This window comes from Massilia aurea, assembly GCF_040790145.1.
GTDB classification, from domain to species: Bacteria; Pseudomonadota; Gammaproteobacteria; order Burkholderiales; family Burkholderiaceae_D; genus Telluria; species Telluria aurea_C.
Genome location: NZ_JBFMMP010000007.1, coordinates 155497 through 171478 on the forward strand (window position 1 = coordinate 155497; position 15982 = coordinate 171478).

Genomic DNA, 15982 nt, shown 5'->3' on the forward strand with positions numbered 1-15982 from the left:
ATTATTTTCAAGATGGACGACGCCATGACCGCAATGCCGAGACTGATTGCCTTCTACCTGCCGCAGTACTACCCGGTGGCAGACAACGACAAATTCTGGGGCAAGGGATTTACCGAGTGGACCAACACCGCCAAGGCGCGGCGCCGCTTCCCCGGCCATTACCAGCCCCACGTGCCGGCCGATCTTGGCTTCTATGATTTGCGGGTGGCTGAAACACGCCAGGCGCAGGCAGACCTGGCCCGTCAGTACGGCATCGAAGGCTTCTGCTATTACCACTATTGGTTTGGCAACGGCAAGCGCGTACTCGAGCGTCCCTTCGCCGAAGTGCGCTCGTCGGGCGAGCCGGATTTCCCGTTCTGCCTGTGCTGGGCCAACGAAACCTGGAGCGGCGTCTGGCACGGCGCGGAAAATCGTATCCTGATCGAGCAGCTGTATCCGGGCCCCGAGGACGACCAGCGCCATTTCGATGAGCTGCTGCCCGCCTTCCAGGACCCGCGCTACATGAAGGTCGATGGCAAGCCTATCTTCCTGGTCTACCGTCCATTCAACATCAAGGATACCGAAGCCACCGTGACACGCTGGCGCGAGATGGCGGCCAGGGCCGGCCTGCCAGGCATCTACTTCGTCGGCGTGTGCGCCGCAGGCCAGCCCAATCCCGAAGATGTCGGTTTCGATGCTTCGATCTTCCACGGCAATGCGCCGCTGCGGCCTTGGGGCAGCTGGAAAAATCCGGTCACGATGATCAAGAACGCCGCCCTTCGGCGCCTGGGCATCCCGACGATCCACGATTACGAGCGCTCGATCAAGTACTTCGTGCCCGACAGCCTGCCGCCGACGCGCTATCCGTCGGTGATCAATGGCTGGGACAATACCGCGCGCAGTGGCGCACGTGGGTTGGTCCTGCAAGGCACCACGCCACAGCTATATGGCCGCGCGCTGAAAAAAGCGTTCGACGTGACGCGTGACCGCCCGCAGCACGCGGATGCCCGCCTGATCTTCTTGAAATCATGGAACGAGTGGGCGGAAGGCAATCACCTGGAGCCGGACTTGAAGGATGGCCACGCCTATTTGCAGGCTGTGGCAACCGAACTGGAACAGGAACGGGTTCGTCTTGGACAGAATCAGGTAGATCCGCTTTTGACGCAAGCGGCTTGACCCGATGCCCCCTTGCCGCCCTGCCGCCCGATAGCGGGATGGGGCAGGCCGCGATGCATCACGGTCTGCCGCTTTGACACCGTGTCAATCGGGCGTTACATTCGGCTTGCCGAACGAATCGCGCAGAAATGGATTCTCGAAGCGCGTCTGACCTTCTGCCCCTGCATCCAGCTGTGATACTGCCAGTTCACTGGTAATCATCGTCGATGCAGTCACAGCCATTGACTGGCTGAACTCCACACCATTGTTATAGCTACGACGATCGATTACCCACGCACGTCGAACGCCGCTGGCGCAAGCAGCAACGTCGGACCCGACGCAATACCTGATGCCACCGGCATCCACAAAGGCCTTTTCGGGAATCAACGATAGCGCCTGGCTGCGTTCTGCACCCAATTTGGCCGTCAGATTGCGCCATTGGGGATTGTCAGGAGGCCGGATCGCAAGCGGAAAACCCCAGTCGGCGCCTTCGGCATAGAACATTACCCCCCAATACACGCTCAAATGAGGAGCGATCACCATATCGCCCGGCAAAGCGCGCTGCTTGACATAGGCGGCGGCAGCTTGGTAGCTCTCTTGCGGTATGAAATTGCCGGCCCAGGGCATCGTCACGCAAGCGAGCGCTGCCGTAAACACCACGGTCAACGCGGTCGCAAGGCGCCGTCTTTGTTGCAGCACGTGCGCAATACCGGCGCCGGCGCCCAGCGCCAGGAAAGGCATCAGGTTGGCCGAGAACACCGGCGGCTTGAAAATGGGCTTACCGAGAAAACCGATGATATATACCGCCAACAAGACGCCAACCGGCACGACCAACACAGTGATGCGCCACCGCTTGCTCTGCATCCCAAGAAACACCAAAGTGCCGAACACGAGCACGCCGGCCCAGGTCAGCATCTCGAGGTAATCTCCGCCCGCGCCAGCGACTGTCTGGCCAAAAATCATGATGAAACTATCCCAGGAACTTGGGGGCAACGGCTCGGTGCCGCGCATCAGGGCGCTCAAGGGTAAGGGCAGCATCGCCACCCCCGCAATGCATTGCAGGATCACCCAGTGCTTGACGACCTTAGCTGTTGTCGTTTTGAAGTGTTCGATTGCAATTGCCAGCACGACGAACGCGACGAAGATGAATTCGATGGCGTGTACGTAGGCTGCGCATGCTTCAAGCAACACCAGCGCAACAGCGCACCAGCGTGACGGACGTTGTATGAAGCGAACGTTCACGTACCAAACGCCCACAATCAACGCTGGCACCAGCCCGTACATACGAAGGTTACCGGCGCCCCATGCAGTGGTCGGCAGCAACAGGAAAATCGCCGTAGCCCACAAGGCCGCGGTTGCGCCGCTCGTCGAGCGGGCCACCAGATACAGCACCAGCGCCGACACCAGCGTCAACGCCAGCGAGCTCGCCAGGGCCCAGGTTCCGCTCTCCGGCGAGAACAGCATCCACCCCTTCAAAACGAGGAAATAGACGAACGGATGTATATCGTTACGCAGGACCTCCATGAAAAAACTGGGCAGCGGCTGGAACGTATGGGTCAGCGCAATCAGCTCATCTTCCCATAGCGAACTGCGTAGCGAGAAGTAATGGATGAGCGCGACCAGGCCGATGCCGATGGCCAGCAACGGCAAAAACCGGTGAAGCAGCCGCTGTCTGGTGGTGTTGCCGGAAGAAAGAGATGTCATGTTATTTTTGGGTGTCGACTCGAAATGCGAATTTGCGATAACCGACATAACTCGCGCATGCTTGCAGCACAGATGCGATTGCGATGGCCAGCGGCGGCGGGCATTGTTTCCAGACCAGCAGTGAGTAGATGCCATAATTGATGGCGGCAGCCGCCAGCGCCGTCAGCGCATAACGCATCGCTTCGCCAGCTGATTTTTCTTCCTTGACGTCAAACGTAAAGGTACGGTTTGCAAGCCAGGTCACGACAGTGGCGATGGCAATGGCAGGAGGACGGGCGTAAAACGGCGAGACGCCGCTCCAGATCAGGAATGTTGTACAGCCGAGGTCCACGACGAAGCCGAGTCCCCCGACCAGAATGAAGCGCAGGATCACTCGCCGCCCTGCCCGTTTTTGAAACGGGACACCAGCAGATACTGAATACGCTTTTGCTCGAGGCGGCCACGGGCGACACTGTCGAGTATCAGTCCGCACATGAGCGAGATACCGGCAAGCAGCATCAGGCCGGTAGCCAGGATGGCGGTCGGGAAGCGCGGCACGGTACCAGTCTCGATATACGTGTCGAGCAGCGGAATGCCAAGTGCGATGGAGACGAACACGAATACGAGTGCAATCGTGCCGTAGAACTGAGCCGGCCGGACTTCTTTCAGCAAAAGCATGAAGGTCAACAGGATCCGGATACCATCACGAATCGTGTTCAGCTTGCTGGTACTGCCCTCCTGGCGTGCGCCATAGGCGGTCGGCATTTCCACGATCGGCATGCGCAACTGGGATGCATGCACGGACATTTCCGTTTCGATTTCGAAGCCCGCCGACACGGCAGGGAAGGTTTTCACGAAACGGCGCGAGAAGACCCGGTAGCCCGAAAAGATATCGGTGAACAGGCGGCCAAACAGGCGTCGGTACAGGCCATTGAACAGGCGGTTGCCAAAGCCATGACCGGCGCGGTGCGCGTTCTCGTAGACGTTTTCGCGGGTGCCGACCACCATATCGAGCTGCTCCTCGATCAGGCGCGCAATCATTGCTGGCGCGCGGTCGGCATCGTAGGTGCCGTCGCCATCGGCCATCAAATAAATATCGGCATCAATGTCGGCAAACATGCGCCGTACGACGTTACCCTTGCCAGGCCAGGGCTCGTGACGCACGACGGCTCCGGCAGCGCGGGCTTCACTGGCGGTATTGTCGCTCGATCGATTGTCGAATACGTATACGCGCGCACTGGGGACCACTTGCTGAAACTTTTTTACAACAGCGCGGATTGCCAGTCCTTCGTTATAGCAAGGCAGCACGATCGCAATCTGCAGGCCGTCGAACACGTGCGAATGAGAGATGGACGGGGTTGAGACCGACGAGTCTTCATGGACAAACTCGTTGACGATCGATGCGGCTTCTGCGGTGTTCATGATTCCCTGTTCTGCTGAAGATGAAATTAAAGTGCTTTCCCACGCACAATAGCGCAGCATGTTTTTGATTTTATTGCAGGAATCAGGCTTGCGCCAGCATTAGCACCCGACGTACCGTTCGATCCCATTTCCGCTACGCTCGTGTCGCTGCCCAGTCACGGTACCAGGTCCAGAACTTGCCCAGCCCGGTCGCCAGCGGCGTGGTCGGCGCAAAGTCCACCCAGGCCTTGAGCTTGGCGATCGACGCATGCGTGGCCGGCACGTCGCCCGGCTGCATCGGCAAGAATTCTTTCTGCGCCTCGATGCCCATCACGGACTCCAGCGTACGGATGAACTCGAGCACCTGCACCGGATTGTGGTTGCCGATGTTGAACACCGTGTGCGGCGCGCTGGTCGCCGTCGCTGGCGTCGGCTTGAACAGCAGCCGCACCACGCCCTCGACGATGTCGTCGATATACGTGAAGTCGCGCGTGAGCAAGCCTTCGGCGAACACGGGAATCGTGGCACCGCGCAGCATTTTCTCGGCAAAGCTGAAGTACGCCATATCGGGCCGGCCCCACGGACCGTACACCGTGAAGAAGCGCAGGCCGGTAGCCGGCAATCCGAACAGGTGGCTGTACGAGTGCGCCATCAACTCATTGGATTTCTTGGTGGCCGCGTACAGCGACACCGGCGCATCGACCTGGTCGTCTTCGCTGAACGGGACCTTGGCGTTCTTGCCGTACACGCTGCTGCTGCTGGCGTACAGCAAATGCTCGATCGCACCCTGGCGACACGCTTCGAGAATATTTCCGAAGCCCACCAGGTTCGACTGGATATACACCGCCGGATTGTCGATCGAGTAGCGCACGCCGGCTTGCGCCGCCAGGTGCACCACCAGTTGCGGCCGTTCACGCTCGAACAACGCGGCGACCTGGGCCGCATCGCTCAGCTCGACCGTGTGGCAGGCCACGCCCGCTGGCGCGAGCAGCGCCCGCACCCGGTCATGCTTGAGCCGCGGGTCGTAATAATCGTTGAAGTTGTCGCAGCCGACCACCTGATGGCCCATGGCCGCCAGGCGCGCGGCCACGAAGCTGCCGACGAAGCCGGCAGCGCCCGTGACGAGGATGCGCTGGGCTGCCATCAGACTGCCGTCCGACTGACGCGGCCAATCCCTTCATAGGCCAGGCCGGCGGCAGCGACGACGGCCGGATCGTAGATATTACGGCCGTCGAAGATCGCCTTGTCGCGCAGGGTGGTCGCCAGGCCGGTGAAGTCCGGCGCGCGGAATTCTTTCCACTCGGTGACCAGCACCAGCACGTCGGCGCCCTCGGTCGCGGCGGCGGCCGAGCTGACGATCGTCAGCATGGCGTCGACGCGCGCGGCGCCATGCTCGCGTTCCAATACGCGCAGCGCTTCGCTGCTGGCGACCGGATCGTAGGCGCGCACGTGGCAGCCGGCGTCGAACAGTTCTTTCAGCAGTACCAGGCTCGGCGCTTCGCGCATGTCGTCGGTGTTTGGCTTGAACGACAAGCCCCACAGCGCGATCGTCTTGCCCTTCAGGCCTTCGACGCCGCCGTAGAAGCGGGTCAGTTTCTTGAACAGCACGTTTTTCTGGTTGTCGTTGACCAGTTCGGTCGCTTCCAGGATGTGCAGCACCTGGCCATGGTCGCCGCCGGTCTTGACCAAGGCTTTGACGTCTTTCGGGAAGCACGAACCGCCGTAGCCCATGCCGGCGTACAGGAACTGCGAACCGATGCGCGGGTCCAGGCCCATGCCGTGGCGCACCGCTTCGATGTCGGCGCCCAGCACTTCGGCCAGGTTGGCCAGCTCGTTCATGAAGCTGATGCGGGTCGCCAGCATGGCGTTGGCGGCGTATTTGGTCAGCTCGGCGCTGCGCACGTCCATCTCGACCAGCTTTTCGTGGTTGCGGCTGAACGGCGCGTACAGTTGGCGCATCAGCCTGGTGGCGATGGCGTCGTCGCTGCCGACCACGATGCGGTCAGGGCGCATGAAGTCGTCGATGGCCGCGCCTTCTTTCAGGAATTCAGGATTGCTCACCACCGAGAACGAGAGCGTGCTGCCACGCTTGTCGAGCTCGCCCTGGATCGCCGCGCGCACCTTGTCGGCGGTGCCGACCGGCACGGTCGACTTGTCCACCACGACCACCGGCTTGTCGATGCGCTGGCCGATCGAACGGGCTGCGGCCAGGATGTGGGTCAGGTCGGCGCTGCCATCTTCATCGGGCGGCGTGCCCACGGCCAGGAATACGCACTCGGCGTGGGCGACGGCTTCGTCGTAACTCGTCGAAAACAGCAAACGGCCAGCATTGGCGTTGCGCTCGACCATATTGTCGAGGCCAGGCTCATGAATCGGGATGACACCGTTCTTGAGCATCGCGATTTTTTCTTCGTTGACGTCAAGACACAGTACAGTGTTACCGACGTCGGCGAAACAAGCGCCTGAAACAAGCCCGACATAGCCGGTGCCAATGATGGTGATCTTCATGATTTAAATTGGGGACGAAGTAACTGAACGAAGGAACCGGGCAGAGCAGCACGGCGAACCAAGCCATTTTTCCACAGATCCGAAAAGGATTGCCACACGTAACAAATGCAGTATAAAACTTGAATTATAGTATCATGCTTGTCAAAAATTTATGCGTCTGGCCCCCAATCGTGCTGCTTTACGGCAAAATTTTTCGCATAATGACGACATTGCAGTCCAACACACCCACTCCCGGACCACGGTGTCCGGCGGTGCATCGACCGGCACCCGTCACGACACGATGAAGTTACTTACCTTCAGCACCCTGTATCCCAATTCGCAGCAACCGAACCACGGTATTTTTGTGGAAACCCGCTTGCGCTACCTGATTGCCAGCGGGCAGGTCGAGTCGCGCGTGGTGGCACCGGTGCCCTGGTTCCCGCTAGAGGGAGAGCGTTTTGGCCACTATGGCACCCTGGCCAAGGTACCGCGGCGCGAAACCCGCAACGGCATCGACGTCACCCATCCGCGCTACTTGGTGCTGCCGCGCGTGGGCATGAACGTGACGCCCTACACGCTGGCGCATGCGGCCAAGAAGGAAATTGGCCGCATCCTCGACAGCGGCTACGACTTTGACGCCATCGACGCTCACTATTTTTATCCGGACGGCGTGGCTGCAGTGATGCTCGGCAAGTACTTCAAGAAGCCCGTGGTGGTCACCGCGCGCGGCACCGACATCAACCTGATTCCGCAGTTCGCACGACCGCGCCGGCTGATCCTGGACGCGGCGCGCGATGCCGACGGCATCATCACCGTGTGCAAAGCGCTCAAGGACGAAATGGTTGAACTTGGTGTAGCCCCTGGCAACATCACCCCGCTGCGCAACGGCGTCGACCTCGAGCGTTTCGCGCCGCTCGATCGCGCCGCCGCCCGCGCGGCCGTGGGACTGGTTCCGGGCCGCTTTACCCTGCTCTCGGTTGGCCTGCTCGATCCGCGCAAGGCGCACGACCTGATCATCCGCGCCCTGCCCCACTTGCCGGACGTTGACCTGTTGATCGCCGGCATCGGCCCGGAAAAGAACAACCTGGAACGTCTCGCGCGCGAGTTGAACGTACAGGATCGCGTTAAACTGCTGGGCAGCGTGCCGCAGACCGAACTGAAGACTTATTACAATGCCGCCGACACCCTGGTGCTGGCCTCGAGCCGTGAAGGCTGGGCCAATGTGCTATTGGAAAGCATGGCGTGTGGCACGCCGGTGGTGGCAAGCAATGTGTGGGGCACGCCCGAGGTCGTGGCGGCGCCGGCAGCCGGCGTCCTGATGCCGCAGCGTACGCCCGAGGGTTTGGTACAAGCGCTCAAGCAACTGCGCGCCAACTACCCGGCGCACAGCGCCACCCGCCGCTATGCCGAAGACTTCGGCTGGCAACCGACCACCCAAGGCCAGATCGACCTGTTCCACTCCATCTTGGCGAGAAAAGCCGCGTGAAAATCCTTTATCACCACCGCACCCGTTCCAAGGACGGCCAGTACGTCCACATCGAAGAAATGATCCGCGCGCTGCGCGCCGAAGGCCATGAGGTCGTGATCGTGGCCCCGCCCAGCGCCGAAACCGAATCGTTCGGCTCGGACGCCGGCCCTGTCGCCTGGCTCAAGCGCCATCTGCCCAAGACGTTCTACGAATTGATGGAGTTGTCGTATTCGCTGGTCGCGTACCGGCGCCTGGCCAACGCGGTCAAGCAGCACCGCCCGGACGTGCTGTACGAGCGCTACAACCTGTTCCTGCCAGCGGGCATCTGGCTGGCGCGCAAGTACAAGCTGCCGATGCTGCTCGAAGTGAACGCGCCGATCCTGGAAGAGCGCGCCAAATACGACGGCCTGGCGTTGACGAAGCTTGGCCGCTGGTCGCAGGCCTATGCCTGGCGCAACGCCGACATGGTGCTGCCGGTTACGCACGTGCTGGGTGATATCGTGCAAGCGTACGGCGTGCCGGCCGAGCGCATCGACGTGATCCCGAACGGCATCGACCCCGAGCGCTTCGCCGGCGCGCCGGATGTCGAGCAAGCCAAGCGCGCGCTGGGGCTGCAGGATGTGCTGGTACTGGGCTTTACCGGCTTCGTGCGCGACTGGCACGGCCTGGACAAGGTGATCGAGCTGATTGCAGAAGACCCGCCGGAAGCGCGCCGCCATCTGCTGATCGTCGGCGACGGCCCGGTGCGCGCCACGCTCGAGCAGCAGGCGCGCGACCTGGGCATCGGGCACCGGGTGCAGTTCACCGGCATCATCGGGCGTGACGACGTGGCGCGTTACGTGGCCGCGTTCGACATTGCGCTGCAACCGGCCGTGGTGAAGTATGCTTCGCCATTGAAGCTGTTTGAATACCTGGCGCTGGGCAAGGCAATCGTCGGCCCGGACCAGCCGAATATCCGCGAGATCCTGCGCGCCGACCACAACGCCGTGCTGTTCGATCCGGATGTACCAGGCGACCTGGCCGCCGCGGTCAAGCGCCTGTGCGACGACCCTCTGCTGCGCGCCCGGGTGGCGCAAGGCGCGCGTGACGCCATCGACGAACAGCAATTGACGTGGCGCGCCAATGCGCGCCGCGCTGTCACCCTGTTCGAAAGGTTGATCCAGCGTGCGTGACATCATTCTGTTTCTCGCCTTCGCAGGGGTTATTCCATTCATCTTCAAGCGGCCGGTAGTCGGTGCCATGGCGTACGCCGTGGTCAGCCTGATGAACCCGCACCGCCTGACTTACGGCTTTGCTCAGAATTTTCCTTTTGCGCTGTATCTGGGCGTGGTCACGCTCGCCGCAGTCCTGATCTCGCGCGAGCAGAAGAAGCTTCCCATGACGCCCCCGGTTCTGGTCATGCTGCTGTTCTTTACCTGGTACACCGTTACCACGGTGTTTGCTCAGGTACCCGTCGGCGCGTGGATCGACTGGGAACGCTATGCCAAGACCATGTTAATGGTCTTCATTACCATCATGACCGTGCGCACGGTCAGCGACGCCAAGGTGCTGGCGCTGGTGGTGGCGCTCTCTCTCGGTTTCTGGGGCGCCAAGAGCGGCGTGTTCGTGATTTTCAGTGGGGGTGGTGAAGGCTTGCGCGGCCCGATGAGCAGCTTCATCAGCGACAACAACACGCTGGCGCTGGCCATGGTTACCATTACGCCGCTCACCGTCTACGTGGCTACCCGTGCCAGGACAAAGTGGGTCAAGCGCGCAGCAATGGCGATGACGGCACTGACCATGCTGGCCGCGATTGGTTCGTATTCGCGCGGCGCGCTGCTCGGCACCTTCGCCATGGGTTTCTTTCTGTGGCTCAAGTCGACGCACAAGCTCAAGACTGGTTTGGCCTTTGCGCTGATCGTGCCAATTGTGTTCGTCATGATGCCGCCTGAATGGACCGGGCGAATGCATACCATCCAGACCTATGACGAAGACGCATCGGCAACGGGCCGTATCAATTCCTGGCATTTCGCGATCAACGTGGCCAACGAATTCGTACTCGGCGGCGGTCCGAACGTATTCACACCCCACATGTTCATGCTATATGCACCAGAGCCGGAGCGTTACTACGATGCGCACAGCATCTATTTCCAGGTGCTGGGCGAACAGGGGTATATCGGACTGGCGATCTTTCTGCTCATGTTCGTGGTTACCTGGCGCGCGGGTGGTCGTTTGATCCGCCATTGCCGTGGCAAGGAGGATCTTGCCTGGGTTGTGACACTGGCGCGGATGTGCCAAGTCAGCATGATCGGCTACCTGACCGCCGGCGCTTTCCTGACCATGGCCTACTACGACCTGATCTATTACATCATCGCGATCCTGATCTGCCTGGAAAAGGTCCTGGTCCAATCGCCCCAAAAAGACGACGTACCGCCGATGCGGCTCCAATTCGTCGAGCGCTTTCTGGAGCGCCGCAAGGCGAAAAAGAAGACGCGCGTTGTACGCCTGAACAAAGGTGCCTGAGCACCATTTACCGGTCTCAGACCAGCACTTCCAGCGCCGCCGGATGGCCCAGGAAACCGGCGGGGCTGGCGCTGGCGCCATAGGCGCCCGACTGGAACACCACCACCAGGTCGCCGACGCGGGCGTGTGCCAGGTCCATGCGCTCGGCGAGGATGTCGAGCGGCGTGCACAGCGGGCCGGTAGCCGACGCCGGGCCGCTGTCCGGCGCATCGCCCCCTGCATTCATGCGGTTGCCGATCGCGACCGGATAATTCTTGCGGATCACCTGGCCCAGGTTGCCTGACGCGGCCAGGTGATGGTGCATCCCGCCATCGAGCACCAGGAATACCTCGCCGCGCGAGATCTTGCGATCGATCACCCGCGCCACGTACACACCGGCTTCGCCGACCAGATAGCGGCCCATCTCCAGCGCCAGGCGCGCTTGTGGCAGCGCCGCGGCCAGGCGTGGCAGCCACTCGGCCAGGTGCGCCCCCATTGGTGCCGGATCGAGGCGCTGCTCTCCCGGGAAATAAGGAATCCCCAGCCCCCCGCCGATATTCACCTGGCGCACCGCCAGAGGGCTCTCGCCGGCCAGCCGCGTCGTCAATTCAATGGCCAGCTCGATGCTGCGCGACTGGGCCTCGATGATGGCGTCCAGGCGCAGGCTCTGCGAGCCGCTGAATATATGGAAGCCCTCGAAGTCGCACCCCAGTGCCGCCACCTGGCGCAAGACGGCTGGCGCCTGCTCGGCGTCGATGCCGAACGGCTTGGCGCCGCCCCCCATGCGCATGCCGGACGACTTCAGCTCGAACGCGGGATTGATGCGCAGCGCCACGCGCGGCGCGATGCCCAGCAGGTCGCCAATGCGCGCCGCGTTGTCGAGTTCATGCTGCGACTCGATGTTCAGGCAAGCGCCGGCAGCGATCGCCTGGGTCAGCTCGCCCTCGAGCTTGGCCGGGCCGGCAAAACTGATGCGCGCCGGGTCGATGCCGGTGTCGAGCGCAGTTTTCAGTTCGCTGCCCGAGGCGACGTCAAGGCCATCGACCAGGCCCGCCATATGCTGCACCAAGGCCGGCATCGGGTTGGCCTTGATCGAATAGTGCAGCGCCACTTGCGGCGGCAGGATCGCGCGCAGGCTGGCCACGCGCGCGCTGCACAGCGCGCGGTCGATTGCATAAAACGGCGTGCGGCCGACGCGCTGCGCAAGGCGCGGCAGCGCAATGCCGCCGACGTGCAGGACGTCGTCGACAACCGGGAAGTAGATCTGGGGAGCGTGCTGGGGCTTGGTGCCGGTCATGGGCTTGCGGTCAAAACGGTTGGATTGGCGCCGGCGCTAGCCGGTCTGGATGGTGTGCTTGAGCAGGTTGCGATCAATCTTGCCGTTCGGGTTGCGCGGCAAGGCTTCGCTGCGCAGCACGATATGCGCTGGCACCATGTAGGCCGGCAGGCGGCGCTTGCACTCGGCCAGCAGCGCCGCGCGGTCGACTGCGCCCGGATCGGCCACGGCCACCGCCACGATGGCCTGGCCCAGCGTCGCGTCGTCGATGCCGAATACCGCGACCTCGCTCACCAGGCCGCTGGCATGCAGCACGCTCTCGACTTCGGTCGGGCTGATGCGGTAACCGGAGACCTTGATCATCTCGTCGCCGCGGCCGACGAAATACAGAAAACCGTCGGCATCGCGGCGCACGGTGTCGCCCGACCAGACGGCCAGTTCGGGCAGCGGCAGCGCGGGGTCCTGGCCGGGCGCGGGGCGGAAGCGCAGCGCGGTGCGCGCGGCATCGTTCCAGTAACCGAGCGCCACCAGGGCGCCACGGTGCACCAGTTCACCCGGTTCGTCGGCGTCGCAGGGCGTGCCGTCGGGCCGCACCACGAGCACCTCGGCATTCGGGATCGCGCGCCCGATCGAATCGGGTCGCCGCGCCACTTCGGCCGGTGGCAGATAAGTCGAGCGAAACGCTTCGGTCAGGCCATACATCAGGAAGATCTCGGTCTGCGGCAACGCCGCTTGCAAGGCCTGGACCGTCACGACCGGCATGGCGCCGCCGGAATTGGTGATGAAGCGCAGCGTGCAGTCGTGTGGCCAGGCCAGGCGCGCCAGCGCGATCCATAACGGCGGTACGGCGGCCAGGCCCGTGATGCGGTGCTCGCGCACGGCGGCGACGATATCTTTCGGGAACAGGTAGTTCATGAGCACCACCGAGGCCCCGCGCAGGAAGGCGGTGGTGAGCTGGCTCAGGCCATAGTCGAAACTGAGCGGCAGCACCGCCAGCAGGCGGTCGGCGGCTGTCAAGCGGAGGTAATCGGCGACGCTGGCGGCGCCGGCGACCATGTTCCGGTGCGACAGCACCACGCCCTTGGGCGCGCCGGTGCTGCCCGACGTGTACAGGATCGCGGCCATGTCGGTGTCGATGCGGCGATGTGGCTGCCATGGCGCCGCCGGCGCTTGCAGCGCGTCCCAGTGCAGCAGGGCCGGCCCTGGCGTCGCGGCCACGGGTGCGCCGGTGGTCACCAGCACGCTCGTCAGATCGGGGCACCCCGCCAGCACCGGCGCCAGTTGCGCCAGGCGCTCGGGCGTCGTCACCAACAGGCGCACGCTGCAATCGGCCAGGATATACGCCACCTGGTCTGGCTTGAGCAACGGATTGACCGGCACGAACACGCAGCCGGCGGCGGCGGCGCCGAACATCGCGGCCACGTTCTCGATGCGTTTTTCCATGTACACCGCCACGCGTTCGCCTGGCTGCAAGCCGCGCGCCAGCAACAGGGCGGCCACCGCCGTGACCTGGCCGGCCAGCGAACGGTAGGTGCAGCGCGCCGCGCCGTAGACCAGGGCCTCGGCGTCGGGAGTGCGTGCTGCGCTGTCGAAAATGCTGTCGTGGATCAGGTGATTCATCGCGGTCCGGGCCCGTGCCCGCTAGGGAATGGATGTGACATGACGCCGCTGGCGGCACCCGCCATCTTACCAGTTCAAGCCCGTGCGTTGGAGAAAGCTGGCCCCTTAAAAGGCTGTGGCGCCATGGTATATTTCGATGATGCCGAGTATACACACCAGCGTTGCCGTTCGCCGTCTGATCCCGTCCGTTCCCGTGCTTTCGCTCGCCGCATTTCGTGCCGGACCTGACGCCGGCCGCGCGCTGCCGTCGCTGCTCGACGGCGCGCAGACGCGCCTCGTCACCAGCGGGCGCATCGCCATCGGCCTGGCGCTGCGCGCCCTGGGCGTCGGCGCCGGCGACCTGGTGCTGGTGCCGGCCTATCACAGCCCGTCGATGATTCCGCCGGTGCACTGGTGCGGCGCAGAAGTCGTGTTCTATCGGGTGCTGCCCGACACCTGCGCCGACCTCGACGACATCAAGGCCAGGCTGGCCGACCATCCCGCCGTCAAGGCCGTCATGGTCACCCACTTTTTCGGCGTGCCGCAAGATCTGGCGCCGCTGCGCGCCCTGTGCGACGCGCGCGGCATCGGCCTGGTGGAAGACTGCGCCCACTGCTTTTTCGGCGAGCGTGACGGCGTGGCGGTCGGTGGCAGCGGCGACTACGCGATCGGCAGCAGCATGAAATTCTTTCCGATCCATGAAGGTGGTTGCCTGGTATCGCGCCGACACGCATTGGATGCGCGCCTGCATTCGGCCGGCCCCGGCTTCGAAGCCAAGGCCGCGCTGGCCGCGCTCGAAACCAGTTTTTCCTACGGTCGCCTGCCCGCGCTGCGCGTAATGCTGGCCCTTCCGCTGCGCGCCAGGACGCTGGTCTGGAACGCCCTGAAGGCGGCGCGTGCTCCGGCCGGCACCGCTGGCGCCGCCGCAGCACCGAGTCTGGCGCCCTCATCGTCGGACAGTAGTTACAGCTTCGATCCGCGCTGGATCGACAAACGCTCGTCCTGGTTTTCGCGGCTGACGTTGCGGTTGGTCTCGCATACACGCATCGTGGCGCGGCGGCGCCGGCATTACCTGGCCTTGCACGAGGCCCTGCATGACACGCCAGGCTGCCGGCCTCTGTTTGCCGCATTGCCCGATGGCGCATGTCCGTGGGTGTTTCCGCTGCTGGTCGAGCAGACCGACGCGGTGGCTGAGCGCCTGGCGCACGCCGGCGTGCCGATGGTGCGCTTCGGCGCTAGCCTGTGGCCAGGTGTCGATGCCACGGTCTGCGCCACCAGCGTCGAACTCGGACAGCGGGTGATCGCGCTGCCCTGCCATCAAGCCTTGCACGGCACCGAACTGGCCTGGATGATCACCACCGTGCGCCAGGCGCTGCAGGCCAGCGCGAAGGTCGAGGCATGAGCTGGAACGTGGTACCGGTCAGCCAGTTCGGCGCGCACGCGCAGCGCTGGCGCACGCTGCACGCGGCAGGCGCGGCCTCGCCGCTGCTGGCCGCCGACTTCGTCGACGCGCTGCTGGCCCACTTCGGCACCGGCCGGGAATTGCTGGCGTGGCATGACACGGACGGCGTCACGGACGCGATGACCATCCTGGCCCCAGGTGGCGTCGGGGTCTGGCACACTTTCCAGCCGTCCCAGGCGCCGGTTGGGCTGTGGCTGCAGCGCGATGACGGGGCGTCTGCGGCGCTGCTGCGGCCATTGCTGGCCCGCCTGCCCGGACCGGCGCTGCTTGTTGGCCTGACCCAGTGCGACCCGGCGCTCGTCGCGCGCCCGGCGGATGCCGCCTGCGTGCGCACGGCCGACTATATCCGCACTGCCCGCATCACACTGCGCGGCGCCGGCGGCTTCGGTGCGTTCTGGGAAGCGCGCGGCAAGAACCTGCGCAGCAATCTCAAGAAGCAGCGCAACCGGCTGCGTCAGGATGGCGTCACGCCGCGCCTGGAAATTTGCCGCGCGCCCGGACACATGGCGCAAGCCGTTGCCGATTATGGCCAGCTCGAAGGCAGCGGCTGGAAAGCGGCCGGCGGCACCGCCGTCGATGCCGGCAACGTGCAGGGTCGGTTTTACAGCGCCATGCTCGAAGCCTTCGCGGCGCGCGGCGCGGCCAGTGTGTATCGTTACTGGCTGGGCGACCAGCTGGCGGCGATGGACTTGTGCGTGGAAGGGGGCGACTGCATCGTGGTGCTCAAGACCGCCTACGACGAGACGATCGCGGGCCAGTTGTCGCCAGCACTGTTGATGCGCGAAGAGGCGTGCCGCCAGCTGTTCGACGACAACCGTTTCGGGCGGATCGAGTTCTATGGCCGCGTCATGGAGTGGCACCTGCGCTGGACCGACGAGGTGCGCACGATGTACCACTTGAACGGCTATCGGTGGCCTGGGCTGGCACGACTGCATGCCATGCGCAACAGAAGTGGGCCTGCAGGGTAATCAAGCCGGTAACTCGAAGAGCC

At 63.6% G+C, this 15982-nt stretch carries 13 protein-coding genes; 6 read left to right on the forward strand and 7 right to left on the reverse strand.

Going from position 1 to position 15982, the window contains the following annotated elements; all coding sequences use genetic code 11:
- The first annotated feature begins 24 nt into the window (after nt 1-24).
- A complete protein-coding gene (locus AB2N08_RS12905) occupies nt 25-1155 on the forward strand; it encodes a glycosyltransferase WbsX family protein (protein WP_367611051.1) in 1131 nt (376 codons plus the stop codon).
- An 84-nt stretch (nt 1156-1239) separates the two neighbouring features.
- Here AB2N08_RS12905 and AB2N08_RS12910 read toward each other — a convergent pair whose 3' ends face one another.
- The 5 genes from AB2N08_RS12910 to AB2N08_RS12930 all read right to left on the reverse strand — a co-directional run bounded on the left by AB2N08_RS12910 (nt 1240) and on the right by AB2N08_RS12930 (nt 6726).
- Nucleotides 1240-2838: a hypothetical protein gene (locus AB2N08_RS12910; RefSeq protein WP_367611052.1), complete on the reverse strand. Its 1599-nt coding sequence runs from the start codon at nt 2836-2838 to the stop codon at nt 1240-1242.
- A 1-nt stretch (nt 2839) separates the two neighbouring features.
- Nucleotides 2840-3211 (reverse strand): GtrA family protein, encoded by a 372-nt coding sequence (locus AB2N08_RS12915; RefSeq protein WP_367611053.1) that lies wholly within the window; start codon nt 3209-3211, stop codon nt 2840-2842.
- On the reverse strand, nt 3208-4239 hold the full coding sequence (locus AB2N08_RS12920) for a glycosyltransferase (protein WP_367611054.1): 1032 nt from the start codon (nt 4237-4239) through the stop codon (nt 3208-3210). Before AB2N08_RS12920 ends, AB2N08_RS12915 begins: the two co-directional genes overlap by 4 nt.
- Nucleotides 4240-4372: 133 nt before the next feature.
- Nucleotides 4373-5362 carry an NAD-dependent epimerase/dehydratase family protein gene (locus tag AB2N08_RS12925; RefSeq protein ID WP_367611055.1) on the reverse strand — a complete coding sequence of 330 codons (990 nt, stop codon included), beginning with the start codon at nt 5360-5362 and terminating at the stop codon, nt 4373-4375.
- The gene (locus tag AB2N08_RS12930) at nt 5362-6726 is read right to left on the reverse strand and encodes a UDP-glucose dehydrogenase family protein (RefSeq protein ID WP_367611056.1); all 1365 of its coding nucleotides are present in this window, start codon (nt 6724-6726) and stop codon (nt 5362-5364) included. The genes AB2N08_RS12925 and AB2N08_RS12930 overlap by 1 nt, the downstream gene beginning before the upstream one ends.
- Nucleotides 6727-7006: 280 nt before the next feature.
- On the opposite strand from AB2N08_RS12930, the gene AB2N08_RS12935 reads away from it, so the two are divergent.
- From AB2N08_RS12935 to AB2N08_RS12945, 3 genes are read left to right on the forward strand one after another with little or no spacing between them, the layout of a single operon-like run.
- Nucleotides 7007-8191, forward strand: coding sequence for a glycosyltransferase family 4 protein (locus tag AB2N08_RS12935; RefSeq protein WP_367611057.1), 1185 nt, complete (start codon nt 7007-7009; stop codon nt 8189-8191).
- On the forward strand, nt 8188-9345 hold the full coding sequence (locus AB2N08_RS12940) for a glycosyltransferase family 4 protein (RefSeq protein ID WP_367611058.1): 1158 nt from the start codon (nt 8188-8190) through the stop codon (nt 9343-9345). The genes AB2N08_RS12935 and AB2N08_RS12940 overlap by 4 nt, the downstream gene beginning before the upstream one ends.
- On the forward strand, nt 9338-10675 hold the full coding sequence (locus AB2N08_RS12945; protein WP_367611059.1) for a putative O-glycosylation ligase, exosortase A system-associated: 1338 nt from the start codon (nt 9338-9340) through the stop codon (nt 10673-10675). The genes AB2N08_RS12940 and AB2N08_RS12945 overlap by 8 nt, the downstream gene beginning before the upstream one ends.
- A gap of 16 nt (nt 10676-10691) precedes the next feature.
- Here the strand turns inward: AB2N08_RS12945 and AB2N08_RS12950 are convergent, their stop codons facing one another.
- Both AB2N08_RS12950 and AB2N08_RS12955 read right to left on the reverse strand, forming a co-directional pair.
- Entirely contained in the window at nt 10692-11951 is a 1260-nt protein-coding gene (locus AB2N08_RS12950) for a pyridoxal-dependent decarboxylase, exosortase A system-associated (RefSeq protein ID WP_367611060.1), read from the reverse strand.
- A 36-nt stretch (nt 11952-11987) separates the two neighbouring features.
- A complete protein-coding gene (locus AB2N08_RS12955) occupies nt 11988-13550 on the reverse strand; it encodes an acyl-CoA ligase (AMP-forming), exosortase A system-associated (RefSeq protein ID WP_367611061.1) in 1563 nt (520 codons plus the stop codon).
- 193 nt (nt 13551-13743) lie between these two features.
- Here AB2N08_RS12955 and AB2N08_RS12960 point away from each other — a divergent pair, with 193 nt between their 5' ends.
- Both AB2N08_RS12960 and AB2N08_RS12965 read left to right on the forward strand, forming a co-directional pair.
- The gene (locus tag AB2N08_RS12960; protein WP_367611062.1) at nt 13744-14931 is read left to right on the forward strand and encodes an aminotransferase class I/II-fold pyridoxal phosphate-dependent enzyme; all 1188 of its coding nucleotides are present in this window, start codon (nt 13744-13746) and stop codon (nt 14929-14931) included.
- A complete protein-coding gene (locus tag AB2N08_RS12965; RefSeq protein ID WP_367611063.1) occupies nt 14928-15959 on the forward strand; it encodes a GNAT family N-acetyltransferase in 1032 nt (343 codons plus the stop codon). Before AB2N08_RS12960 ends, AB2N08_RS12965 begins: the two co-directional genes overlap by 4 nt.
- Nucleotides 15960-15982 lie beyond the last annotated feature (23 nt).

Bases quoted from the DNA above. Each gene is read 5' to 3' on its own strand.
- AB2N08_RS12920 (WP_367611054.1), bottom strand. From the start codon at position 4,239: ATGAACACCGCAGAAGCCGCATCGATCGTCAACGAGTTTGTCCATGAA.
- AB2N08_RS12965 (WP_367611063.1), top strand. From the start codon at position 14,928: ATGAGCTGGAACGTGGTACCGGTCAGCCAGTTCGGCGCGCACGCGCAG.
- AB2N08_RS12950 (WP_367611060.1), bottom strand. From the start codon at position 11,951: ATGACCGGCACCAAGCCCCAGCACGCTCCCCAGATCTACTTCCCGGTT.
- AB2N08_RS12910 (WP_367611052.1), bottom strand. From the start codon at position 2,838: ATGACATCTCTTTCTTCCGGCAACACCACCAGACAGCGGCTGCTTCAC.
- AB2N08_RS12905 (WP_367611051.1), top strand. From the start codon at position 25: ATGACCGCAATGCCGAGACTGATTGCCTTCTACCTGCCGCAGTACTAC.
- AB2N08_RS12935 (WP_367611057.1), top strand. From the start codon at position 7,007: ATGAAGTTACTTACCTTCAGCACCCTGTATCCCAATTCGCAGCAACCG.
- AB2N08_RS12925 (WP_367611055.1), bottom strand. From the start codon at position 5,362: ATGGCAGCCCAGCGCATCCTCGTCACGGGCGCTGCCGGCTTCGTCGGC.
- AB2N08_RS12930 (WP_367611056.1), bottom strand. From the start codon at position 6,726: ATGAAGATCACCATCATTGGCACCGGCTATGTCGGGCTTGTTTCAGGC.
- AB2N08_RS12955 (WP_367611061.1), bottom strand. From the start codon at position 13,550: ATGAATCACCTGATCCACGACAGCATTTTCGACAGCGCAGCACGCACT.